The organism is Spirosoma endbachense, from assembly GCF_010233585.1.
Taxonomy (GTDB): domain Bacteria; phylum Bacteroidota; class Bacteroidia; order Cytophagales; family Spirosomataceae; genus Spirosoma; species Spirosoma endbachense.
This window is the reverse complement of sequence record NZ_CP045997.1, coordinates 3,606,197-3,628,619: the sequence shown is the minus strand read 5'-3', so window position 1 is coordinate 3,628,619 and position 22,423 is coordinate 3,606,197. Positions and strand designations below refer to the sequence as shown.

General features: G+C 44.8%; 24 protein-coding genes. 10 read left to right on the top strand and 14 right to left on the bottom strand.

The annotated features are described in order from the left end of the window. Positions 1-24: 24 nt before the first annotated feature. From GJR95_RS14485 to GJR95_RS14450, 8 genes are all read right to left on the bottom strand, one after another. Complete coding sequence (locus GJR95_RS14485) at positions 25-1,233, bottom strand: efflux RND transporter periplasmic adaptor subunit (RefSeq protein ID WP_162386543.1); 1,209 nt, start codon at positions 1,231-1,233, stop codon at positions 25-27. A 189-nt stretch (positions 1,234-1,422) separates the two neighbouring features. Then, positions 1,423-1,767 (bottom strand): hypothetical protein, encoded by a 345-nt coding sequence (locus GJR95_RS14480; RefSeq protein WP_162386542.1) that lies wholly within the window; start codon positions 1,765-1,767, stop codon positions 1,423-1,425. An 88-nt stretch (positions 1,768-1,855) separates the two neighbouring features. Beyond that, positions 1,856-2,203, bottom strand: a complete 348-nt coding sequence (locus GJR95_RS14475) for a hypothetical protein (RefSeq protein WP_162386541.1) — start codon at positions 2,201-2,203, stop codon at positions 1,856-1,858. Between the two features lie 75 nt (positions 2,204-2,278). Further along, a complete protein-coding gene (locus tag GJR95_RS14470) occupies positions 2,279-3,865 on the bottom strand; it encodes a hypothetical protein (protein ID WP_162386540.1) in 1,587 nt (528 codons plus the stop codon). A gap of 354 nt (positions 3,866-4,219) precedes the next feature. Beyond that, positions 4,220-4,378, bottom strand: a complete 159-nt coding sequence (locus tag GJR95_RS14465) for a DUF5615 family PIN-like protein (protein ID WP_162386539.1) — start codon at positions 4,376-4,378, stop codon at positions 4,220-4,222. Continuing rightward, positions 4,375-4,596, bottom strand: a complete 222-nt coding sequence (locus tag GJR95_RS14460) for a DUF433 domain-containing protein (RefSeq protein WP_162386538.1) — start codon at positions 4,594-4,596, stop codon at positions 4,375-4,377. The genes GJR95_RS14465 and GJR95_RS14460 overlap by 4 nt, the downstream gene beginning before the upstream one ends. 52 nt (positions 4,597-4,648) lie before the next feature. Beyond that, positions 4,649-6,220: an alpha-amylase family glycosyl hydrolase gene (locus tag GJR95_RS14455; RefSeq protein WP_162386537.1), complete on the bottom strand. Its 1,572-nt coding sequence runs from the start codon at positions 6,218-6,220 to the stop codon at positions 4,649-4,651. A 165-nt stretch (positions 6,221-6,385) separates the two neighbouring features. Next, a complete protein-coding gene (locus GJR95_RS14450) occupies positions 6,386-6,979 on the bottom strand; it encodes a Maf family protein (protein WP_162386536.1) in 594 nt (197 codons plus the stop codon). 94 nt (positions 6,980-7,073) lie between these two features. On the opposite strand from GJR95_RS14450, the gene GJR95_RS14445 reads away from it, so the two are divergent. From GJR95_RS14445 to GJR95_RS14430, 4 genes are all read left to right on the top strand, one after another. Further along, complete coding sequence (locus GJR95_RS14445) at positions 7,074-7,604, top strand: GNAT family N-acetyltransferase (protein ID WP_162386535.1); 531 nt, start codon at positions 7,074-7,076, stop codon at positions 7,602-7,604. Between the two features lie 158 nt (positions 7,605-7,762). After that, positions 7,763-9,688, top strand: a complete 1,926-nt coding sequence (locus GJR95_RS14440; protein ID WP_162391710.1) for a BamA/TamA family outer membrane protein — start codon at positions 7,763-7,765, stop codon at positions 9,686-9,688. Between the two features lie 61 nt (positions 9,689-9,749). Beyond that, positions 9,750-10,205, top strand: a complete 456-nt coding sequence (locus tag GJR95_RS14435) for a MarR family winged helix-turn-helix transcriptional regulator (protein ID WP_162386534.1) — start codon at positions 9,750-9,752, stop codon at positions 10,203-10,205. Positions 10,206-10,254: 49 nt separating this feature from the next. Continuing rightward, positions 10,255-10,860 carry a YceI family protein gene (locus tag GJR95_RS14430; RefSeq protein WP_162386533.1) on the top strand — a complete coding sequence of 202 codons (606 nt, stop codon included), beginning with the start codon at positions 10,255-10,257 and terminating at the stop codon, positions 10,858-10,860. 181 nt (positions 10,861-11,041) lie between these two features. Here the strand turns inward: GJR95_RS14430 and GJR95_RS14425 are convergent, their stop codons facing one another. Beyond that, positions 11,042-11,485 carry a type I restriction enzyme HsdR N-terminal domain-containing protein gene (locus tag GJR95_RS14425; RefSeq protein WP_162386532.1) on the bottom strand — a complete coding sequence of 148 codons (444 nt, stop codon included), beginning with the start codon at positions 11,483-11,485 and terminating at the stop codon, positions 11,042-11,044. 108 nt (positions 11,486-11,593) lie between these two features. Here GJR95_RS14425 and GJR95_RS14420 point away from each other — a divergent pair, with 108 nt between their 5' ends. From GJR95_RS14420 to GJR95_RS14405, 4 genes are all read left to right on the top strand, one after another. Further along, positions 11,594-12,364, top strand: coding sequence for an AMP nucleosidase (locus tag GJR95_RS14420; RefSeq protein WP_162386531.1), 771 nt, complete (start codon positions 11,594-11,596; stop codon positions 12,362-12,364). 264 nt (positions 12,365-12,628) lie between these two features. Beyond that, entirely contained in the window at positions 12,629-13,081 is a 453-nt protein-coding gene (locus GJR95_RS14415) for a carboxymuconolactone decarboxylase family protein (protein ID WP_162386530.1), read from the top strand. Between the two features lie 294 nt (positions 13,082-13,375). Continuing rightward, positions 13,376-13,723 carry a YciI family protein gene (locus GJR95_RS14410; RefSeq protein ID WP_162386529.1) on the top strand — a complete coding sequence of 116 codons (348 nt, stop codon included), beginning with the start codon at positions 13,376-13,378 and terminating at the stop codon, positions 13,721-13,723. Between the two features lie 56 nt (positions 13,724-13,779). Beyond that, positions 13,780-15,015, top strand: a complete 1,236-nt coding sequence (locus tag GJR95_RS14405; RefSeq protein WP_162386528.1) for an RNA polymerase sigma factor — start codon at positions 13,780-13,782, stop codon at positions 15,013-15,015. Positions 15,016-15,251: 236 nt separating this feature from the next. Here the strand turns inward: GJR95_RS14405 and GJR95_RS14400 are convergent, their stop codons facing one another. The 3 genes from GJR95_RS14400 to GJR95_RS14390 form a co-directional block, all read right to left on the bottom strand. Further along, positions 15,252-16,466: a PQQ-dependent sugar dehydrogenase gene (locus GJR95_RS14400; RefSeq protein WP_162386527.1), complete on the bottom strand. Its 1,215-nt coding sequence runs from the start codon at positions 16,464-16,466 to the stop codon at positions 15,252-15,254. A 119-nt stretch (positions 16,467-16,585) separates the two neighbouring features. Next, positions 16,586-17,299 (bottom strand): LytR/AlgR family response regulator transcription factor, encoded by a 714-nt coding sequence (locus tag GJR95_RS14395; RefSeq protein ID WP_162386526.1) that lies wholly within the window; start codon positions 17,297-17,299, stop codon positions 16,586-16,588. Next, entirely contained in the window at positions 17,299-18,345 is a 1,047-nt protein-coding gene (locus GJR95_RS14390; protein WP_162386525.1) for a sensor histidine kinase, read from the bottom strand. The genes GJR95_RS14395 and GJR95_RS14390 overlap by 1 nt, the downstream gene beginning before the upstream one ends. A 277-nt stretch (positions 18,346-18,622) precedes the next feature. Between GJR95_RS14390 and GJR95_RS14385 the strand changes: the two genes are divergently transcribed. Then, positions 18,623-19,447 carry a hypothetical protein gene (locus tag GJR95_RS14385; RefSeq protein ID WP_162386524.1) on the top strand — a complete coding sequence of 275 codons (825 nt, stop codon included), beginning with the start codon at positions 18,623-18,625 and terminating at the stop codon, positions 19,445-19,447. Between the two features lie 206 nt (positions 19,448-19,653). Here the strand turns inward: GJR95_RS14385 and GJR95_RS14380 are convergent, their stop codons facing one another. Together GJR95_RS14380 and GJR95_RS14375 are read right to left on the bottom strand one after the other, a co-directional pair. Then, positions 19,654-20,574, bottom strand: coding sequence for a helix-turn-helix domain-containing protein (locus tag GJR95_RS14380; protein WP_162386523.1), 921 nt, complete (start codon positions 20,572-20,574; stop codon positions 19,654-19,656). A 12-nt stretch (positions 20,575-20,586) separates the two neighbouring features. Beyond that, positions 20,587-21,510, bottom strand: coding sequence for an NmrA family NAD(P)-binding protein (locus GJR95_RS14375; protein WP_317167060.1), 924 nt, complete (start codon positions 21,508-21,510; stop codon positions 20,587-20,589). A 597-nt stretch (positions 21,511-22,107) separates the two neighbouring features. Between GJR95_RS14375 and GJR95_RS14370 the strand changes: the two genes are divergently transcribed. Then, complete coding sequence (locus tag GJR95_RS14370) at positions 22,108-22,380, top strand: DUF4242 domain-containing protein (protein ID WP_162386522.1); 273 nt, start codon at positions 22,108-22,110, stop codon at positions 22,378-22,380. Positions 22,381-22,423: the final 43 nt, after the last annotated feature.

Below are 22,423 nucleotides of genomic sequence, written 5' to 3'. Positions count from 1 at the left end.
GAAAACGCCACTGACAAACGGCAGTTATTGGGCTATATGCTGTTTATCAGCGTTATACGCACTATCGGGGTTAGCTTCTACAGGCTTTATTTTGGTTCCATCCTTGATGCTGTTTCCCCCATCCAGTACGACCCGGTCGCCCGCCCTGAGTCCCTTTTGCACGACGAAATACTGGCCATCGGGTGTTGCCGTGACCGCCACGGCAACGTTTTTAATCGCGTTGTTTTTGTCGACGACATAGAGAAAATGTTTATCCTGAAGCTCATAGGTCGCGCTCTGCGGTACAACCAAGGCCGCTGCGATAGTGCGGGGGATACGAACGGTACCACTGTTGCCACTACGCAGCAACGACTGCGGATTAGGAAACGTAGCGCGGAAATTACTGGAACCGGTTTGGGTATCGATCTGACCAATAGCCGTTTTTACACGGCCTTTGTAGTTGTAGAGCGACCCATCGGCCAGCAACAGCAGAACGTCAGGCATTTTAGCCAGTTTCTCCTGTAGCGTGTTGCCGCTAACATCGCGGGTGAAGTCGAGTAGCTGCTTTTCATTCAGCGAAAAATAAGCGTAAACCTCACGAATGCTGGAAATGGTGGTGAGCGGATTGGTGGTGGAGCTGGTTATCAGACTGCCAATTTTATAGGGAATGGAACCGATCACCCCATCGACAGGACTGGTCAGACTGGTGTAACCCAGATTGGTTCGGGCATTGGCGAGCGTGGCTTCGGCCTGCGCCAGGGCCGCTTGTTTGGACTGGAGAGTATACTGCGCTGACTCCAGTTCGTACTTGCTGATAATGTCTTTTTCGACCAGTGGCCGAACCTTATTGACGGCCATTTCTGCTGCGTTGACATCAGCCTGAGCGGTTTGGATACCCGCCTGTGCGGTGCGAACATCCTGGGCATACTGAGGAGCATTGATGCGGAAAAGCCGTTGCCCTTTTGTAACGGTTGCCCCCTCATCCACGAAAATAGCTTCGACATAACCATCTACCTTGGGCCTGATTTCGACGTTCTGCTGGCCCTGAATAATGGCAGGGAAATCGGCGTAGAGGGTTGTTTTGCGGGGAGTTACAGTCAGTACTGAATACGTCTTTGGCTGATCCTGAGCCTTTGTGTCCGCTTTTTTGTCGCCTTTACTACAAGCCGTCAGGAGCCATCCACTCAACAGCGAAGCGACAATAACCTGACGGGCGTATGTAAATAGGGTAGCATAATTCGTTAAAACCTTCATAACGCGTCCTGCCCTGATGGGCATTAGGTACGCCACAAAAGTCATTGCAGGCAGTTACTTCGGGAAACGAAAGTCTTGGAATCCGGGATTTTTCAGCGTGAATCGGCAATTTTAGCCGCTGAATGACGAAACTATGTAGATTAAAATCCGATTAATAGTGACTTGGTCGACTGGTGCTCAAGTTATTTCTCACTTCTCCTTATTAAAAGCTATAATCATAGATTTTACAGAGCGGTTAGGAGCATCTATCTTATTCTCCGTCCGAGTCCAGTAGTAGGCGTGAAATTTTACTCCGTTCGCAATGATATAAGGCTTTTCAAAATGTACCTCAGAAGTCAAGCAAGTCGTAACTGGAGGGGTAACGAATTGTCCTTTATCTTTTAATTCCCAATAAAAATTGATGGGGATGTCAGGCATATTTCCAATTTCTTCCTGTATGATTGAAAAGTGCTCATCAGTTTCTGACTGGAAAATGCCATTTTTCTCGCATGAGGAACAAAAGAGAAGGGAAATTATAATAATAAAAGCTCTCATTTGTTTAGTTATTTTTACAACTATTTGAACAACGGAACCGAGGCTCAGAGTGGGTAATGTAATTGTATGTTATACTGAGTAAATTCAGTTAATTCTCATGATTAAAAGCGATAAGTATTAAGTCTACTTTAAGATCATGCCCAACTAACTTGTTCTGTGTACGAGACCAATAGTATGCATGAAATTTAACGCCGTTTGCAATAATATAGGGATACTCAAAACGGACTTCCTCAGTTGAACAAGAAGTAATCTGATTAGTTTGGAGAGAATCCCATGAAGCAGGCTCCCAATAAAAACTAATTGGAGTTTGTGGCATGCTGGTAATATCCTCTTTTATGATAGAAAAACGTTCATCCGTTTCAGAACGAAAAATATCTTTCTTTTCGCATGAAAAGCAAAAAAAGCAAAAAAAGAAAACAATCACAATTGACCTCATTTTTATGAAAATTTTACAGTAAAATTCGATAAAGTGTCTAAGAAAAATTATTCTCTTAGACACTTTATTTTTTAATTAATACACGCGTAAAATAAACTCTGTGTTGCCAGTGCTAACAGGTGATTTAAATGCCCCATACTGCCCGTTGTAATCAATTTGTTGCTCGAACACATTGTCATCACCATCTAACCAACTCACCGTAGATTTGCCTCCCATATTCCCAGTGAAACTTAGATTGCTGCCATCTTTTTTGGCAGGCGCTGCTGTAAGGCCAACTGACCAAGTTCTTTCTTCAGTGTGAGTTACATTACCATCTTTTTCTAATACAAACAGTATCGCTTTATTACCATAATCTTCAGCGTCCCAAGTAAATATTTCCGCACCTCTCCAATCTAACCATATTCCACTATTTGCTGATGAACCACGGTTGTCAAATAAAGTATTATTATTTCGATACTCATTAAACTTATCCTGATATGGATTAACAGTATGGCAGCCCCAAAACGTATTGGGTACACAAACGCTACCCCATCCTGATTCGACTTGTTCAGCAAAGCCAGGGACAGTGAACTGTGCAGCTAGCCGCTCGAATGAAATATTTCCAAATGAACGACTTGTGAAAGATTCAGGAACTCGACCAGCGATAAGTACTCGACCAGTCAGTTCTAAGTTACCTTCTGCCCAGTTTTCACTAATGTCCTGTATTTTTCCATCAGTCAAAAATCGCAAAAAACCTATTCGATCTTTCACCGTATAGTCTAGCTGTCCAGGAAAGAGTTCACTCATATTGGTCATTAGTTGACCATTACTATAATAAGTCTTATAATAAGCATATCCACGGGGTGCTTCAGGACGGTAAAGATGAGAGCGATACTCAGGAGAATCTGATCCCACATTAAAATCAATACCTATTGCTTTTAACTTGGCTCTCTTATTGATTTGAGACCGTAGACTTCTTTTCGATTTGTTGAAATTGATACTTTGATAATAATAATACCGACCGTTATCAGTCATTAAATAATCCCATTGAGCCTTTTCAGTATATTTGCTTGAAGACACACGGAGACCACTTGGACTAACATCAGATACTTCAATCCTTTCGTTATCTTTAACAACTAGTATTAGTTCGTCAGGATCTCCTTTCGCCTTGATTTTATGGCCCTTTCCTTTGCTATCATAAGCTGTTACATCGTGCCGGTCGTCATTTATATGAAAAAAGGCCACTTTGGGTATGAAATGCTCAGTATCCCATGTTGCCGCTGAATTATAATACCTTTCGTTTAAAAGCTCAGGAATAAGAATAGTCAACTTGGGGAGGCTTTCAGTAATGTCAATAAGATCTTGCTTTGAACTATTATAAGACGCGAGGATATCAAAAAAGGTAGTATTACCTGTTACAATCTGGTTTTTCTGAGCGTGAAATAAAATGTCATAATCTTCATCAAACTGTTCTAGGGCTTTAGCTTTTAAAAAATCTCGTAACTCTTTTCTTACAAGCGCCTTTGCTAATATTTGTGCAAAGGCGTCTCTGGCTTCTTTCTCACCCTTTTTGGAGAAAGAGATACGTGCATTTGAGGGGTCAGCTACTTCAACTTCTGGGGCATTACAGGCAGCCATTAATGTGACAACCCCGATACTGAGGTAATATGTAATCTTTTTCATTAACTTTACAAAGTTTAGTGTTTGACATTAGACAATTGATGAAAGCCCTACTTTCGGTCGCCAAACTGCTGTGGGGCTTTCTTTTTGTGACAATATTTGCTATATTGTATATAAATAACAAGCTAGATTTGCTCGTTATTAGAAAATTTATAAATTGTAATCGTAAATAGAATTAATGTTACAATAGATAATTGCCTTAAAAGATCAAGCATAATGTATCTTTATGTTCATTTAAGGTACTTATCGTGATGGCTTTCTAAGTGATGTTTTACTATAATATATTAGTAAGTTCTTTAAAAAGAACAATTTAATCTGCTGAACAAATATGGCTATGGTCGCTGAGAATGATAAAGCCTATTCGACCCTCTCGTCAGCCATGCTTCGTTCACAAATGTAATTGTCAGGTATGTGCTCGTTGGTGAGTAGAGTCGTAACGTGAACGGTATCAAAGCCTTTGGTTTGGAGCCAACTGGCAAGTAGATGAGGTAGCTGCTCATCGATAAGAAATTTCATGCAGCTAATGACAGTGTACTAAAGTGGGCCAACTGAACGGCATAGGTCAGGCATTCCTGAATATCGCCGTACTCCAAACCTGGGTAATCTGCCAGAATTTCATCCCATGTCATCCCACTTGCCAGCAGTTCCAGAATGGTTGTGACCAATAACCGGGACCCACGGATAGTGGGTTTGCCGTGGCATACAGTTGGATCAATGGTGATGCGTGTAAGCATTGTGTTGATTTTTTGTAAAGTTAAGTCAGGGAATACGTATTCACAATCGACCTTATTCGACCACCACACAACTATAACCGGGTACTGTAATCCGACCATCGGTGAAGGAACTGCCGGGCAGCGTTTCGAAAACAATACACCGACACCATTCCTCCGTTGGTGAAAATACGACGTCAATGGGTTGGCTGGTCAGGTTATGAACCACCAAAATACATTTACCACCGGTAGGTTCCTGCCGAATAAAAGCAACGATACCACCCTGTCGAATACCAGCCTGAAGCAGTCGACTAAGATTATTATTCAGAATGGAATGACTATTACGATACTGAATCAGGCGTTTGTAATGATTCAGTAGCGAACTCGGATCGGCTTGCTGTTGCGCCACTGCACGAACCGTCTGGCTGGTGCTGTATTTGCCCCGACGCCAGCGCGTCCGTTGGGTATCACGTTCGCGCGTGTTCCATAGAAATGGTTCACGTATGTTTTCGTCAGGTTTCTTACCCAGCATTCCAATTTCTTCACCATAATACAGATACGGTAAACCGGGTAAGGTCAGCAGCAGATTCGCGGCTACCTTTAAATGATCTAGATTGCCGCTGAGCAAGCCTCCAATCCGGTTCTGGTCGTGGTTCGACAGGAGCAGCGCATCAATGAAGTTCGGGTTGATGGCTCCAAAGCTGGCATGTACATACGACAGAAATTCGACCAGGTCTTCCGTATCATTTTCATTCCGAACAATTTCCGGAATCATCAATTGAAGATCGAAATTGAAGTTAGCTTTCAGGCCCCGAAAGTAAGGGGCAATTCGATCAGGACGTGTCCAGACCTCGCCAACGGTATAGGCTCCGGGCTTAGCCGCTTCGACCACCCGACCGAACTCTTCCCAGAACTCATAGTTTTTCGACTCTTCCGACTCGCGGTAAAGATGACGGGCTGCATCGAGCCGGAAACCATCTACTCCCATCTCGTTGAGCCAGTAATGGGCGATCTTGAACACTTCATCGCGCACCGGCTGGTAATCGAAATTAAGGTCGGGCATTCCGCTCCAGAACATCCCATAATATTGTTCAACGTAGGTTGCGCCACGCACCGAATGCCACGGACTGCGTTCGCCCGAATCGGCTGTAATGTCGCGGGTGGCCAGGTTGCGCCGTTTGATTTCGTCGGGACGGAGCCATTTGTAATAGTTTCTGTATGGATTATCGAGGCTTTTGGAGGCTTCCTGAAACCAGGGATGGTAGATGCTGGTATGATGCAATACCAGATCGATAATAACGGCAATTCCCCGCTGATGGGCCTCGGTCACCAGGCGTTTAAAATCATCGACAGTGCCATAATCCGGATCGATTCCGTAATAATCGGTAACATCGTATTTATGGTAGGTCGGCGACGGGCTGACGGGCATAAGCCAGATTGCCGATATACCAAGATCCTTCAAATAATCGAGGTTATTGGTAACCCCATTAAGGTCACCGATGCCATCGCCGTTCGAGTCGGCAAACGAGCGAACGAAGATTTCGTAGTGAACGCCAGTCCATCCCGTCGAAGGTTTAGGAATGGGAAAAAAGCCTGACTTAATAGGAGCAATTGATCGATCCGATTGAACGGAAGCTGTTGCCGTCATTGGTATAGGTTAAGCATTTTTAAACAGAACAAGTACGACAGGTGATGAGTTTGGCAAAGAACATGAAACTTGGATAAATTTAGTTAGAATGTCAATTGATTTGCACAAGGACTGCCTGAAATTGAATTATTTGTAGTTATTTGTGACAGGGATTACGACAAGGCATCAATGGCTATACGGTTTCAACGCCTGATAAACCCGGTGGGTTGGCAGACCCATTACGGTATAAAATGAACCTTCCAGTCGTTCAATGCCAACTAACCCGATGAAATCCTGGGCTCCATACGACCCTGCCTTATCGAATGGAGCGCACACTCGAATGTAATAGGAAATTTCTTCATCGCTGAGTGACACAAACCGAACCGTCGTTTCGTCCGTAAATGAGTGGATGTTTGGTTCTGTCGTATCGTTTGATGGGGCCAGAATAGCGACGCCCGTTCGCACTCGGTGTGTTTGTCCCGATAAGGCCCGAAGCATCTGGCGGGCATGTTCTTCGTCCTGTGGCTTATTCAGAATCTGGTTATCCAGAATCACGACTGTATCGGCGCACAGAATGATCCGATTTCCGGCATCGGCCATAAACTGGTCAGCTTTTTGTCGGGCCAGGTATTCAGCGACCTCATCGGCAGGCATTGTCTCGGGAAAAGTCTCCTCGGTGGGCCGTGTTTCAATGGTGAACTGGAAGCCAGCATCGCTCATGAGCTGTTTTCGGCGAGGTGACCCCGATGCCAGCACGAGTGGGAAGCGTAAGGTTAGCATGTACTGATTTTATCCGATATGAGTGTACGATTTGCGGGTAAATTTCGGGCTATATTCGTAAATCGCATGTTGTATCCTATAAATATCACGTCACTTGCCGATCCGAACCGCTACTCTTGCCGATGCAACACTGCTTTCTGAGCTTGCTTCTACAACCATGCGTGAAGCATTTGGCCCGCCCTACAACACCGCTGAACTCGTGGAGGAATATATACAATCGTCTATATCACCAGCTATTCTTGACGATGAACTTGCCGATCCCAATTCAATATTCTTCATTGTCGAACTCGCCGATAAAACACCTATTGGGTACGCAAAACTTCGGCGAACGAAGCCGCCGAGGCAAATGACTTCGGAGTTCCGGCAAATCGGGAAGGCGATTGAAATTCAGCGTATTTATTTAGTACAAACCCAGGTAGGGCAGGGGCAGGGCCGGCTATTAATGGACTATTGTTTAAACTGGGCTCGCCAGGCGGGGTATATAGCTGTTTGGCTCGGCGTTTGGGAGCGAAACGAACGGGCCCTTGCCTTTTATCAAAAAATGGGTTTCGAACGCATCGGGTTTCATTACTTCCAGTTTGGCTCCGAACGGCAGCGGGATTTTTGGTTACAGAAACAGTTATAGCCTAACAAATCGTTATAGACAATGCGTATTGACGCAGCGAAACCGGCAACGACAACGTATTGAAGATAATTCGCATCTTATCTAAACGAATCGCAGTTTTAACACTCTAAGAAAAAAAAGTTACAGTGAACCGCTCCTATCTGAACCTGTTACTGCGTATGCCAAGCCATTGGGTGGTATGGTGTGTGGCATTACTAGGAATAGGCGCTTATGGACAGAATGACTCGACGCGCTATGTGTCGAAAAAGACGAACGATTCACTGGCGACGAAGATCTCACCGGCAATAATTGACACTGCCCTGATGCAGCGCGACAGCATGTTTTACAATCGGCTGAAAGCGAAAATGTATAAACATCGGATGACGCGCCAACTGTATGATCTGGTTTTTCAGGATGTTTATAACAGTCAGGCCAGAACGGGGGAAGTTAGTCAGATCGAAGTAAATCCATTTAAGCCCTTTGAAGGGCGGATCATTGGGGATATTTACATTCGCCGGTTAGGCGTATTTGGCCAGTCGGTTTATGATACGCTTCGACAGCCCGGTAACTGGGTAGAACGAACCGGTAATCGACTGCACACCAACACGCGCGAGAATATTATTCGCCGATCGTATTTGCTGTTTAAAGAAGGTGATGCATTAGATCCGACCATATTGCGCGATAATGAGCGACTGTTGCGCACAACATCAATTTTCCACGATGCCCGTATTTTGGTATTGCCGCGGCCGGGAAGCCGACAATTTGTGGATGTATACGTAATCACACAGGATGTTTGGTCGCTTCTGCCTACCGGTGGTGTTGGGTCGCTAAACCAGTTCAGTCTGGGATTTGAACAGAATAACTTCCGGGGACTTGGTCATCAGCTCCATGCTCAGGTGGCGTATTCCGGGGCCGACCCACGCCAGAAAATTGAATATCAGGGCCGATACACCGTGCCGTTTATTGGTAAAACATTCCTTACCGCTCAGGCTGATTTTATTTATTTACGTGATCTCAAACAGATCGCGTTTCGTTTATACCGCCCGTTTCTGACGCCGGATACCAAATATGCCGGGTCGATTGAAGTGAACCATACACGGGTAAACAACCGGCTGGTTGCCCGAAATGACAGTGTGCTGCTGGTGCCACTGAGTTATAACTATTCTGATATCTGGATCGGCCGATCATTTCGAATTTTCTATAGTCCGAATGACGCCGAAGGGAAGGGTCGATCGAGGCTGGTTTTGGCCATTCGCAATACCAATTATGAATATTTTGAGCGGCCGACGGTTACGGCCGATACAAATCAGCTTTACCAGGATAGTCGCACAACGCTCTTTACGATAGGATACTCCCGGCGGAAATACGTTCGTGACGTGCTGATTTATGGATTTGGTCGTACGGAAGACGTTCCTGTCGGTGAGGCCATATCAGTTGTTGTTGGATTCGACAATGCAGAGCTAGGGCCACGAAAGTATGCCGGTTTGAATTTCTCACAGGGCAAATACCTCAATAAGGCGGGCTACCTCTATGCGTTGGCCAGCCTAGGAGGTTATACCCGTAACCAACGAATTGAACAGGGTGTATTCTCGTTGGAAGGAAATTATTTTAGTCCGCTCATGACTACCAAGTGGGGGAATATGCGCCACTTTTTCAACAGCCGGTTCACCGTCGGTATTGATCGATTTGATAACGAATACATTACCCTGAATAGCAGTAGCGGAAGTGGTATCAATACCGACGGAATAGGAATCAACAATGATGCCTTGCGCGGAACAAATCGCTGGTTGATTAATTATGAAAACATTCTGTTCTCGAAACTGAATCTGGTTGGGTTTCGGGTTGCCTTTATTTCATTCGCAAACTTAGGGCTGGTCAGCTTTCAGGAGCGATCTCTTCTTCGCGGACCTATTTATCAGGGGTATGGTATCGGATTTCGATTACGAAACGAAAACTTGACATTCAACAGTTTTCAAATTAGATTAGCTTATTATCCAAATATCCCGAATAATGCCTATCCATTTCGATTTGCCTTCGAGGGAATACCCGTTTTACGCTTCAGAGACTTCGATTTATCAGCTCCTCAACTTATTCCCTACCGGTAGGGAACTAATAAAATTGTATATAATGTTGATACATTAAATGTTGTTGCATTATATTTGCACCATGTCAATAGAAACCGACATCAAACAAACCACGCCGTTTAAGACGCCATATCATCGGGTAATGGTCAACCTGATGTATACCAGCAACTGGGTAGCCGATGCTCAGATGCGCGTGTTAAAACCATTCGGGTTAACCTTGCAACAGTACAATGTCCTGCGGATATTACGCGGGCAGTATCCTAACCCGGTGAAAGTAAGTGACATTACCGAACGGATGCTCGACAAAATGTCGAACGCATCACGGTTGGTAGACAAACTGGTCGCTAAGAAGTTCGTGTTAAGAACCGAATGCCCGAGCGACCGACGGGCAGTCGATGTTGTCATTACAGACAAAGGGCTGTCATTGCTCAAACGATTGGATATCCACCAGGCTGATCTGGACGAAAACCATCGTAGTAAGCTTACAGAAGAAGAGGCTGTCTATCTCAGCCAGTTGCTCGACAAATTGCGGGCATAAGTTGCATCAATTTCAATTTAATATACAACCAATAAACAAAACAAGTAGAATGAAAACGCGTCAATTTTTAGTAGGGCTGGTAGCTGTAGCAGTAATGGCTGGAACATCGGCTTTTGTTGGCCCAAAAAAGGTATCTACATTTAAAGTAGATACACAGAAAAGTGGTTTAAACTGGAATGGTAAGAAGGTAACAGGCGAACACTCTGGAACGGTTAAATTAACGGATGGTTCGTTGGCAATAGATGGTGGTAAACTGACGGGCGGAACGTTCACATTTGATATGAACAGCATCGTTTGTACCGACCTGACCGATGCTGGCTACAATGCCAAATTCATCGGGCACATGAAGTCTGAAGATTTCTTCAACACAGCGAAATACCCGACGTCAACGTTCAAAATCACGAAAGTAACGCCAAAAGGTGGTGACGCATATGACATCACGGGTAACATGACCATCAAAGGCATTTCTAACGCTGTTACCTTCCCGGCAACGGTTAAAACAACCGCCAATGGTATTGAAGCCAGTGGTAAAGCAACGCTCGACCGCACGAAATATGACATTCGTTATGGTTCGAAATCGTTCTTCGAAAATATTGGTGATAAAGCTATCTACGATGATTTCACGGTAGAAATCAAAGTTGTTGCTGCCAAATAAATTCAGATCGGCATTAGACCGACCCTGTTTAAACTGAACCTCAGTAGAGCTTTGTAAAATAAGCTGAAACGGTTTAATCCTGAAAATCCCCGATGCTCATAGTGTCGGGGATTTTTTGTGGCATTCAGGAACAGAATCGTAGCGGAGCCTACAAAAAAGCCAGTGGGCGATGTGCGGCAATTTATACAAATGCCGGAAAATCATCCAGAAACCGGACTTCAGATGTCGTATAATCGATGCCGCAGCAGTAATGCGTTAGCCCATTCGTAATAACCAGATAAGGAGCATTGTGAACGTGATTGTACCGGGCAACCTGGTCAAATACGGCCTGGGTCAGAGGAATATGGGGAGCTTTACATTCAACGACCAGAAAGGGCTGCCCCTGTCGATCGAAGGCCACCACATCGGTGCGTTTTTGGGTCATGTTCAGCGTCAATCCACCTTCGGTACGAATCAATGCTTTGGGGTAGCTATAATGCGTAAGAAGCAGGTTGACGATATGTTGCCGTACCCATTCTTCGGGCGACAACCGGACATACTTTCGGCGCAACAAATCGAAAATATACGGTTTCCCGTCGACTTGTTTAGTTTTGCAATCAAAATCAGGCAGGTTCAGCGTAACCATGTTCCAAATATAAAAGGCGGAAGAGTGAATGAGTAAAAGATTTATTCTTTTTATCATTGCTTTTGCTTCGGCCCGGCGCACCGGTTTCACTCATTCACGTTTACTAGGATGAAGACCAAAGAAGAAATAGTCCAGAACTGGTTGCCACGTTATACGGGCACTCCAATCGAACAATTCGGTGAGTATATTTTGCTGACCAATTTTATCAATTACGTCGATCTGTTTGCTCAGAAATTTAACGTAGAGATATTTGGTATGGGGCGAGCTATGCAGACGGCAACGGCCAATAACATCACGATCATTAATTTCGGGATGGGTAGCCCCATGGCGGCAACGGTTATGGACCTGTTGTCGGCGGTTGAACCGAAGGCCGTTTTGTTTTTAGGAAAATGCGGTGGTCTTAAAAAAACGCAGATTGGCGATCTGATTCTGCCCATTGCAGCCATTCGGGGTGATGGAACCAGCAACGACTACATGCGACCCGAAATTCCGGCACTACCGTCGTTCCGGTTGCAGCGCGCGGTTTCGTCAACCATAAAAAAATACGAGCTGGATTACTGGACTGGTACGGTTTATACGACCAACCGGCGTATTTGGGAACACGATGAGGAGTTTAAAAACTACCTGCGCGAAATTCGGACGATGGCTATCGACATGGAAACGGCCACTATTTTTACCGTTGGTTTCGTAAATTCCATCCCACACGGAGCGTTACTGCTGGTTTCTGACAACCCGCTCGTGCCAGAAGGGGTTAAAACAGAAGAAAGTGACAAACGTGTAACCGGACAATTCGTTAACAAACACCTCGAAATTGGGATTGATGCCCTGCTTGAGCTCGAATCGTCCGGGGATTCGGTGAAACACTTAAAATTTGAATAGGGCTAATTACAATGTCTCTACAAGGAGCCTTGCTGAGTCTCCTGTTCATTAACGTACAGTTAATGAACAGGAGACGTTTCGTTTAGATAGAGGGATTTCGCTTATCTATCATCAGTAACCGTGGCACGGCTCGAAGCGAAAGCCCTGAGATCGTTAGGTACATCTTAAACCAATTATCAATCACACCGAAAAAAAGTTTAGCTACTTTGTCCAATCCTGAAAACTCGATTGTCATTGGTTTTTACAATTTGAATTTTCAACGAAATGGAACAGCGACTGAACGTCCACGAAAAAGGGCAAAATGCCCTGAAAACACTTTATGGTATGGGTGTTTACTTGAAAAAATCACCCCTTGAGCCCGCGCTTAGAGAACTGGTCTATTTCCGGGTATCGCAACTGAATGGTTGTGCTTACTGCCTCGATATGCACTACAAAGATGCACGGGCCAAAGGCGAAACCGAACAACGGTTGTATGGTTTAAGCGCCTGGCGAGAAACGCCCTATTACACCGACCGGGAAAGAGCGGCATTAGCCTGGGCAGAAGCCGTAAACCAGTGTCATGTACCTGATGAGGTGTACAGTCAGGCCAACGAACAATTTTCTGAGGAAGAACTGATCGATCTGACGCTTGCTATTGCCAGCATCAACTCCTGGAACCGCATTAACCTTGCCTTCCCCAATACGCCGGGTACTTATCAAGTCGGACAATTTGGGTGATTGGTGGTATTGCCCGAATTTTGAGCGGAACTCAGGCTACCCGCTAGCTGATCACCGACACATGTGCACTCTCTTTGGTGTAGCGCTAAACGATCAATCACTTAGGATAACCCACGCATCGGAACAATCCGGGATGGTGGCTGGTTAAGCCAATCTTTGGTGAAGACATAAACTGATAAAACCGGGTGAACGTATCGTTTGCCGAATCGATCGTAAATTATATGTTAGCCCGGTTTATATCTTTCCTGTTTGACAAGACTTTTTAATTAATTCCTATCGCTAAAAAACCACGACATGAACGAATTCCTATTAGTAATCCATAGAGATCTGACCAGTAAAGACGCCACGCCATCACCAGAGCAGATGCAAGCTTCCATCAAACCGTTTCAGGATTGGATCGGTGGTATTGCGGCTCAAAACAAACTGGTTAATCCACCCCAACGATGGGATCTGGGCGGCCGGGTTATAAAACAAAACAGTACCGTACTAAATGGACCTTATGCTGAAATTAAAGAATCGGTTGGGGGACTGTTTTTGATTCGGGCATCGGATTATGACGAAGCGGTCGAAATTGCAAAAGGCTGCCCCGTTTTAAAATGGGGTGCCGTTGTAGAAGTGCGAATGGCAATGCCAACGGCATAATGGATTGACTTAAACAGACAACTGTCTTTTCGTAAACAGACAGTTGTCCAGTTGGTATGGAAGCGAACGAACTATTGCCCCAACTATTTAGAACAGAGTACCGAAAACTGGTATCCGTGCTTTGCTATTTATTTGGTATTGAACATATTGAGCAAGCTGAAGATATTGTTAGTGATACATTTCTTTCGGCCACTGAATCGTGGAGTCTGAAAGGATTGCCCGAAAATCCTACAGGCTGGCTCTATACCGTGGCGAAAAATAAAACCAGGAATTACCTAAAACGGAATACACTTTTTGAACAGAAACTTGCTGCCGAACTGAACTATAATGCACCCCAGGGTGAAGAGATTGATCTTGACTTGTCCACTAAAAATATTGCCGACAGCCAGTTGGCTATGATCTTTACGGTTTGCAATCCTTGTATTTCCAATGAGTCACAAATTGCCCTTGCACTCAATTTGCTTTGTGGATTTGGCATTCAGGAAATAGCCGACGCCTTTTTAACGACGAAAGAAGTCATTTATAAACGCGTAAACCGGGCGAAGGAAAAACTGAAAGAAAGTCAGATAAAGATTCAACAACCAACTTTATCTGAAATAAATGACCGACTGGAAACGGTTTTGACAACCTTGTATTTATTGTTCTCCGAAGGATATTACTCAACGTCTCAAAACATTCCCCTGCGTAAAGATCTGTGCGCAGAAGCCATGCGTTTAACGCATTTGCTGGTCGAGAATGAAACCACGGCTAAGCCTGTCGTTAATGCGTTGTTTGCCTTGATGTGTTTTCATGCATCCCGCTTTGAAGCACGAACCAATGAACAGGGTGAAATTATTCTGTATCAGGATCAGGACGAAACCCTCTGGAATCAGGATCTGATTGACCAGGGCACCTATTATTTAAACCAGGCTTCCACCGGTACAAAACTATCAACGTATCATTTGGAAGCAGGCATTGCTTATTGGCATACTCATAAAGAGGATACCCCTGAAAAGTGGGAAAATATATTGCAACTCTATAATCACCTACTCATTTTAGAATACTCGCCTATTGCAGCCTTAAACCGGACATTTGCTCTGGCTAAGACCAACGGAAAACAGGAAGCGATACGTGAAGCCGAAAAACTAAAGCTCACGGATAATTATTTTTATTATTCATTGCTGGGAAATCTGTATACCAACCTCGATAATAACAAAGCATTAACACAGTACGAAAAAGCCCTGGCGCTCGCGAAATCTTCGGCCGACAAGGCACTTCTACTCAAAACTATTTCTTGCCTTATTGATCCGTGAATTCGGCTGAAAAGCAGTCGATGTGGTGTCAGTTTCTTAAAACTGACACGGTGCGGTTTCTCAAAACCGACAGGACAAGGACGATTCGCCGATGCGATGGTTCGCCGTGGCGTTTCTCAAAACGGCAGAGGGCAGGTTGAAGAACCTGCCCTCACACGAATCAACCTGACTTCATGCTACTACCCGCTAAACGGTGTCAAACTGCTAGCCATGATTTGCAAGGCTTTAGACCGACGTTATTTTTTATCGACTCGATATAACCGACCCTGGTCTGTAATGGCATACAAGGCACCATCCTTACCCTGAGTGATATCACGAAAACGCTGAAAATCAGCCGACAATAATCGTTCTTCGCCCACTACTTTATCATTTTTAATGATAAGCCGCAGGATGTGCATCCCGCTCAGCGTCCCAATAAAAAGGTTGTTCTTCCATTCAGGAATGTGGTCACTATTGTAGAACGTCATACCACTGGGCGATACGACCGGATCCCAATAATAAACGGGTTGTTCAAGTCCTTCTTTTTGCTGAATGGCATCGCCCACTTTTTCACCACTATATTCGATCCCGTAGGTAATGGTCGGCCAGCCATAATTCTTGCCGGGTTTAATATGATTGAGTTCATCACCCCCTCTCGGACCGAATTCAGCTTCCCACAGATCGCCCGTTGCTGGATCAAAAGCAAGGCTTTGAACGTTCCGATGCCCATAGGAATACAACTCTGGTCTAGCTCCCGCCTGGCCTGTAAATGGATTGCCGGGAGCGGGTTTACCTTCTTTGGTAATTCGGATGACTTTTCCCAGACCCGAATTGAGCGACTGAGCCTGTGGGCGTGTTACTTTATCCGAACGCTCTCCAGTGCTAATCAGCAGATTGCCATCTTTATCGATCAGAATCCGGCCGCCGTAATGCAGATTACCTTTATAAGCTGGTTTTGCCTCATAAATGACCGTTGCTCCTTCAATCTTTTTTTCATCTGCCGACAATTTTCCCTTGGCAACCGCCGTCAGATTTCCCTCAGGAAGGGGTTCCGAAAACACCCAGTATACCATTCGGTTTGTCTCAAAAGCTGGATCAACCCGAACACCCAGAAGTCCGCCCTGGCCGGAGGGATTAACCTTCGGAATGCCAGTAATGGCTTCTCCTACTTTACCCGCTGGCGTGACGATGCGCATCGTGCCTTCTTTTTCTGTAATGAGCAGTCTCCCATCTGGCAGGCTCGTAATGCCCCAGGGACTCTTAAGCGCTTCTGTCAATACTTTCCCTTCGTAATTGGTAGCTGATTTTACCCCTGCAATTCTGGTTTGGCCTGGAAATGCAGATTTATAGGCTGAATTTGGTTCCTTGGTTTCTACGGGAGGAAGAGAATTTCTGGTATCAGTCGTCGTTTGGCCAAAGGATGCTAACGTTAGCGAGGTGCCCGCCAGGGTTAGTAGAATACTGTTTTTCATTTTTGTTCGGATCTTGTGCTTATTTAAGGTGAATTAGAGGTTATCTAGTAATGGACTAGACAAACATACGAAGCCCGGCGCCAAATTATAGTAGGCTTATTTAAAACAAAGGACCTGGATCAATCCCGCTGGAGTACTTCCTCCAGCTTGGCTTTATAGATTCGCCCAATAGGAATTTCTTCATTGTTGATCCGAATATACGTTGCGCTGACGGCCTGAATATGGTCCAGTGCTACAATAAACGATTTATGAATCCGGGCAAACCGATCCGGAGGCAATTTCTCTTCCAGATAACTGATTCGCAGATAAGATACCAGCGTGCCCGACACGGTGTGAATCTTTACGTAATCCTTCAGCCCTTCAATCCATAAAATATCCTCCAGAAAGAGTTTGACCATCTCTTTGTTAACCTTGAAATACTGATAGTCTTTGCTGGCTTTAATCGGCTCCGGCGATTCTGGTAGGATGGGGACCGCTGGCGAAAATCGGTAAATTTTTCCCACTGACTGGAGAAACCGCTCGAACGAAATGGGTTTTACCAGAAAATCCAGCACGTCAAATTCATAGCTGTCGAGCGCATACTCCCGAAAAGCCGTCGTAAAGATTACTTTCGGCCGATAGCCCAATGGACGCAGTAAATCGAATCCACTCAGCCGGGGCATCTGAATGTCCAGAAAAAGCACATCGACCGGCATTTGCTGCAACGTTCGTAAGGCTTGCGTTGGACTGTTGGAAACACCAATCAGTTCCAGATCAGGCAACCGACTGATGTAATCTTTCAATAAATCAGTTGCCAGGGGTTCATCATCCAGCACAAAACAACGAATCGCCATCAGTCTACATTAAATTTCAGGACGGCCAGAAACTGGCTGTCCTCCTGGAGTGTAACTAATTCATAGCTGTCGGGAAAGAGAATGTCCAGTCTTTTTCTTAGGTTGGTTAACCCTAAACCCGTTGTTACCGGGCTGGACACTCCATCGGGTATCGAGTTTTCGGCCGAAAAAATCAGGCGCTTACCACTTCGCGAGAGCTGCAATTGAATCCAGCAGGCTTCTTCGGTTTGAGCGGCCCCATGCTTAAAGGCATTCTCCACAAAGGGCAACAGCAGCATCGGTGGAATCATCAGATTCGTCAGATTGGTGAGCTCACTAAAATTCGTCTGTACATCCAGGCGATCTCTATAGCGAATTTGTTCCAGCGAAATATAGTCCGTCAAATACGCTAGTTCTTTGGTGATCGCTACGGTTGGGCGGTGGCTTTCATGCAGTTGGTAGCTGAGTAATCCGGCCAATCGTTGCAGTAAGTGCGGCATCTGGGCCGGTTGATGCAAAGAAACCGAGATCAGGTTATTGAGCGTATTGAACAAGAAATGGGGCTGGACCTGCGATTGGAGAAGACGGTATTCGGCCGAGAGTTTTTCTCTTCGGTAGGTCTCGCTTAACTGCTGCTGGTGAAGCGCATGCCGGACCAGATTCACCGCCACAAAGAGGGCAACCACTAAATGCAATTGCACGGCTTCGGCCAGAATTTTAGGCCAGTACAAGTAAGGTTTAAGCAAGCCTTCCGGATAATAGACGGGATAGTACCAGGTATAACTGATGGCGCGCCGGAACAGGCCGAAAACCAGTAAGCCGCCGATCAAACTAATCCAAAAGCCAGTCAGTCGATTCGACAACAGAAAGTGACGGACCGTAATGAGAAGATGCCAGTAGCCTGCAACTATTAGCAGCGGTAAATTCAATGTAATGTAACAAAGGCTTTGCTGGAAGTCATCCATGTAGGCTCCGGTATTGAGCCATTCGAACAGGAAGTAACCTAGCCAGAAAAGCCCTTGCGCCCCTATTTCCCGGTAAGGCTTAAGCATACTAAAACGGGCCATTGTCCATAATGTGTTTCACTGGGAAAGAGTAAATTTACGTTCTCTCCTAATTTGAAACCAGCTAATTAGCTCAACAACGTCTGTAAGCTCCTCAACAGTGGAAGCCCTCGACCAACAACGGATTTTCTCGACCAACTGCGCTGAGTGAGCATAAGCTGTCATGTGAAGGGGCTGTCGAGTCGTACGTCTAAAATCGCTTACGCTTACGGAAATAGTCAATTGCTTTGCTACTATTAATACAACCTTGACTAGTGTGTTTGTTAAACAACTCCTTGCTATGCTACTCCATCGAATCAGTTCACGCCAATTGCTTGCCAATCCCGCCTGCTTTGTTTCAGGTTTCAGCCGGACCTGTTTTGTGTGGCTTCCTGTTTTTATGTTACTGATGCTGACCCAGACAGGATACGCTCAGATTGACCAGACAACTCCGGAAATCGCAGCCGGAACCGATCCAGATCGGGGTTATTGGCGGCTTAAAACACAGGCGGCTACCCGAAGCACACTTATTCAGTTTTTTGGACTGAATAAGCAGCTCCTTTATGAAGAAATCCTACCTGAAAAGTGGGTCAAACTCAGCCGGAAAAATCAGAAACAGTTCGACCAGTTATTAGCGCAGCTTCTGGCGAATCAACTCCTGGCAGACCGAATCAAAACAGAACCCTTACCTCCGACACTGGTAGAACCAGTTCCATCCCAGGTAGCTGTACGGTCGAATACATCTCACTATTACTCGTCGACAATGGCGGCTTATCGAGTCCATGCCTACGTCAATCCGACGGGTAAGCTGTATCTTATTGTGGATAATCCCGACCGATTGCGCTATAAAATTCTGGTGTCTGATCAACATAATAGGGAGGTCTACGAGGAGTTTACCAATCACAATAAATACATGCGAAAGCTGGATTTATCAGCCCTGCCGTATGACTCCTATCAGCTTATTGTTCAGATTGATAATAAACCGTTTATCTATAAAATAAGCAGACGGGATACCCGGTTTGCCTATAGCATTCAGTCACCGGATTTCGTGAATCAGCAGACGGCCAATGAACAAAAGCGAGAAGTTAATAAACCTTCGCCTGTACCCGATAAGATCGATTTATAAAAGTTAGGCCTTTCGCATAGAGCCGTGACACGGTTCAAAACCGTGTCACGGCTCTATGCGAAAGGCCTAAAAATATCAGATTCCTAAAGATTTTGCCCCATTCTCCCCGTTCGTATGCCCTTGCCATTCACCCATAATTGGTTTGCCGATTATTACTTGAGAACATTTGCTTGAAATCGATTGCTGCTTTTAGGGTGCTAGGTTTTTTAATTGAATGACTGTCTGAATTCCAACGGCGACACATTGGTTTTTATCTTGAATAGTTTGCTGAATGACTGTGAATGTTCAAATCCTAATTCAAAGGCGATTTCGCTAATTGATAAATCGGTAGTAGACAGTTTTTCTTTTGCCTTTTCAATCAACTTGTCGTGGATGTGCTGCTGGGTACTTTGCCCCGTTAATACTTTAAGTAGCCCACTTAAATAATTGGGTGAAACATTTAATAATTCGGCAATATAGTGAACAGTTGGTAAGCCTTTGTTTACCAATGAATCACTATTAAAATAAGCAGTAAGAATATTTTCCAGGCGATTGAGGATGCTGTGGTTCGTAATTTTTCGTGTTATGAATTGGCGATGATAAAATCGCTCCGAATAAGAGAGCAATAATTCCAGTTGAGCGATAATAATGTTCTGGCTGAATCTGTCAATAGTTGAGTGATATTCCTGCCCGATATTTTGCATAATATCGACAATAATTGTTTCTTCTTTCTCTGAAAGATGTAAAGCTTCGTTAGCCGAGTAATCGAAATATTCGTATTGCTTTATGGCTTTTGCCAAAGGGGTATTCCATAAAAAATCAGGATGGATGAGTAAAATCCATCCTGAATGTTTTAATGCGGGCTCTTTATTAACCTCAATGCTAAAAACCTGACCGGGTGATATGAAAAACATGATACCCTCATCGAAGTCATATTCCTGCTGACCATATTTCATTTTAGCATTGAAATCCCGTTTAAGCGAGATCGAATAAAAATCGAATACCCAGCTTACCGGATTATTTTCGGGCGAATGTTTGATCGATCCATAATCGATCAAACTGATTAACGGATGTTCGGGTTTGGGTAATTCCCTGAGCCGATGATATTCGCTTATCGTTTTAATCCTGTGAAGTTGTTTGGTTACCATGTTACAATATACTTATTCTTGTTTAAACGAGGCAGCAAATTCCTTGGCAAAATCCGTCAGCTTTACGTTGCCCATAATCGCTGGTTTATTGCGGTAATAATCCTCGGTTAATAAGCCACTATGCTGGCTTGCAAACATGGCAATCAAACCGGCAGCGATGCGCGGATTCATCCCGGCCGCTTCTAAACCACGCTGCCATTGTTCACCAGGAATAAGTATCCATGTCAAATCCGGCTTCCCGATAGCCGCCCCTAAAATTCGGGCCGTTTCATTGCCGGTAAGTTCATCGCTTACCACATACCGTACCTTTGTGCCAACCAGTGGTGTTTCGAATTCTTCAGCAATGGCGGCAGCAATATCGATTGGAGAAACCCATACCAGTTCTTCTTCTGCCCCATAATTTGCCTCGATAAAGCCCTGCTGTTTTATCATCGGCACGAAGCCATACAAATTGTAATAGAAGCCAACAGGCCGCATATGCGTAATCGCTAGGTCAGGCAATTGGTTGTTTAAAATTTGCTCTACATCGTGAGCACCAATTAAAATCCCGTTGCCTTTGTCTAAATGAGCCCCAACGCTACTGAGATTAACCACACGCTTTAGGCCCGACTGCCCGATGGCTTGTGCATAGTTAGTACCGATTCTGCGATAATACGCCGTCAAATCGAGGGTATGATCGAAGTAGTTGGCTGGTGGTACCATTGTATAGACGGCATCTGCACCAGTAAAAGTGGTTGTAAGAAAATCGACATCTTCCAGCGAGCCGATGGCTGCTTTGGCACCCAATGCGTCAATGTCTTTTTGTTTTTCGGGCTTGCTGCTGATAACCGTTACAGCATGTCCTTTTTGCACCAATTCTTCGGTCAGTGGCTTGCTGATGTGTCCTAATGAACCCGTCACTATGATTTTCATTTTTCTATTTTTTTGTTTCTGCAAAATTCAGCAGCCACAAAAAAATCGACGTAGCCAAATCTATGGTTGTTGTAGTCAAAACAGGTTTAGCTATACCCACTTCAGCAGGGAATCACGATTTTAGCGCTTCCCATTATATTAGGCATTACACCCGTTTCACTCAGCCGAATAAAAAACCGGAAATAATCGGGCTCTTAACAATTGTTATCGTTTTCTCGCGACTAGATGATGGATGTTTTTGTCAATTTATACAAACAGATAAGTCGTCTTTTGGAGCTGTGGTTGCCTCTGCTATAAGCAATGGAACGATGAATCGATTCAGAGAATTTTATAACCAGGGACGGATTCATTCGGGGCTCGGCTACCGAAGTTCGTATCAATTCCTATTAGCCAGATGATCATTGGGCAGTAACTAGTTACCCAATCACCCGCTTCGCAGGAAGGACAGTATGATCGGCGTTACTCAGCCGGAGCTGACTGTCATCCTGATAATGCCTCTGCCTTGATTTTCAAGTGGGCCGAATTCAGACCATTTGTTTAAAAATATCCGGTTGCCTTTCGAAGTCAGCTTACCAGTTGGCTATCTTCTTATACTCCTTACAACTTTAAACCCGAACGACTATGCCTAAGTATGTTATTGAACGAGAAATCCCAGGAGCAGGAAACTTAACCCCCGACGAATTGAAAGGGATTTCACAAACCTCTTGTGATGTTCTAAGAGCGATGGGTCCTGAAATTCAGTGGGTAGAAAGCTACGTCACGACGGATAAAATCTATTGTGTTTACAATGCGCCTGACGAAGCCCTGATTCGGGAACATGCAAAACAAGGCGGATTTCCGGCCAATGTCGTCAGTAAGGTCTCAGCGATTATCGATCCGACAACGGCAGAATAATTCAGTTCATAAATAGCTAACTTAAAACGGGTAACCAGTAATT

Excerpts from the sequence above, each read along its gene's own strand:
- GJR95_RS14410 (WP_162386529.1), top strand. The coding sequence starts at position 13,376 with ATGAACGAATTCCTATTAGTAATCCATAGAGATCTGACCAGTAAAGAC.
- GJR95_RS14400 (WP_162386527.1), bottom strand. The coding sequence starts at position 16,466 with ATGAAAAACAGTATTCTACTAACCCTGGCGGGCACCTCGCTAACGTTA.
- GJR95_RS14430 (WP_162386533.1), top strand. The coding sequence starts at position 10,255 with ATGAAAACGCGTCAATTTTTAGTAGGGCTGGTAGCTGTAGCAGTAATG.
- GJR95_RS14485 (WP_162386543.1), bottom strand. The coding sequence starts at position 1,233 with ATGAAGGTTTTAACGAATTATGCTACCCTATTTACATACGCCCGTCAG.
- GJR95_RS14475 (WP_162386541.1), bottom strand. The coding sequence starts at position 2,203 with ATGAGGTCAATTGTGATTGTTTTCTTTTTTTGCTTTTTTTGCTTTTCA.
- GJR95_RS14415 (WP_162386530.1), top strand. The coding sequence starts at position 12,629 with ATGGAACAGCGACTGAACGTCCACGAAAAAGGGCAAAATGCCCTGAAA.
- GJR95_RS14420 (WP_162386531.1), top strand. The coding sequence starts at position 11,594 with ATGAAGACCAAAGAAGAAATAGTCCAGAACTGGTTGCCACGTTATACG.
- GJR95_RS14395 (WP_162386526.1), bottom strand. The coding sequence starts at position 17,299 with ATGGCGATTCGTTGTTTTGTGCTGGATGATGAACCCCTGGCAACTGAT.
- GJR95_RS14460 (WP_162386538.1), bottom strand. The coding sequence starts at position 4,596 with ATGCTTACACGCATCACCATTGATCCAACTGTATGCCACGGCAAACCC.
- GJR95_RS14465 (WP_162386539.1), bottom strand. The coding sequence starts at position 4,378 with ATGAAATTTCTTATCGATGAGCAGCTACCTCATCTACTTGCCAGTTGG.
- GJR95_RS14480 (WP_162386542.1), bottom strand. The coding sequence starts at position 1,767 with ATGAGAGCTTTTATTATTATAATTTCCCTTCTCTTTTGTTCCTCATGC.
- GJR95_RS14425 (WP_162386532.1), bottom strand. The coding sequence starts at position 11,485 with ATGGTTACGCTGAACCTGCCTGATTTTGATTGCAAAACTAAACAAGTC.
- GJR95_RS14380 (WP_162386523.1), bottom strand. The coding sequence starts at position 20,574 with ATGGTAACCAAACAACTTCACAGGATTAAAACGATAAGCGAATATCAT.
- GJR95_RS14385 (WP_162386524.1), top strand. The coding sequence starts at position 18,623 with ATGCTACTCCATCGAATCAGTTCACGCCAATTGCTTGCCAATCCCGCC.
- GJR95_RS14455 (WP_162386537.1), bottom strand. The coding sequence starts at position 6,220 with ATGACGGCAACAGCTTCCGTTCAATCGGATCGATCAATTGCTCCTATT.
- GJR95_RS14370 (WP_162386522.1), top strand. The coding sequence starts at position 22,108 with ATGCCTAAGTATGTTATTGAACGAGAAATCCCAGGAGCAGGAAACTTA.
- GJR95_RS14470 (WP_162386540.1), bottom strand. The coding sequence starts at position 3,865 with ATGAAAAAGATTACATATTACCTCAGTATCGGGGTTGTCACATTAATG.
- GJR95_RS14390 (WP_162386525.1), bottom strand. The coding sequence starts at position 18,345 with ATGGCCCGTTTTAGTATGCTTAAGCCTTACCGGGAAATAGGGGCGCAA.
- GJR95_RS14435 (WP_162386534.1), top strand. The coding sequence starts at position 9,750 with ATGTCAATAGAAACCGACATCAAACAAACCACGCCGTTTAAGACGCCA.
- GJR95_RS14405 (WP_162386528.1), top strand. The coding sequence starts at position 13,780 with ATGGAAGCGAACGAACTATTGCCCCAACTATTTAGAACAGAGTACCGA.
- GJR95_RS14450 (WP_162386536.1), bottom strand. The coding sequence starts at position 6,979 with ATGCTAACCTTACGCTTCCCACTCGTGCTGGCATCGGGGTCACCTCGC.
- GJR95_RS14440 (WP_162391710.1), top strand. The coding sequence starts at position 7,763 with ATGCCAAGCCATTGGGTGGTATGGTGTGTGGCATTACTAGGAATAGGC.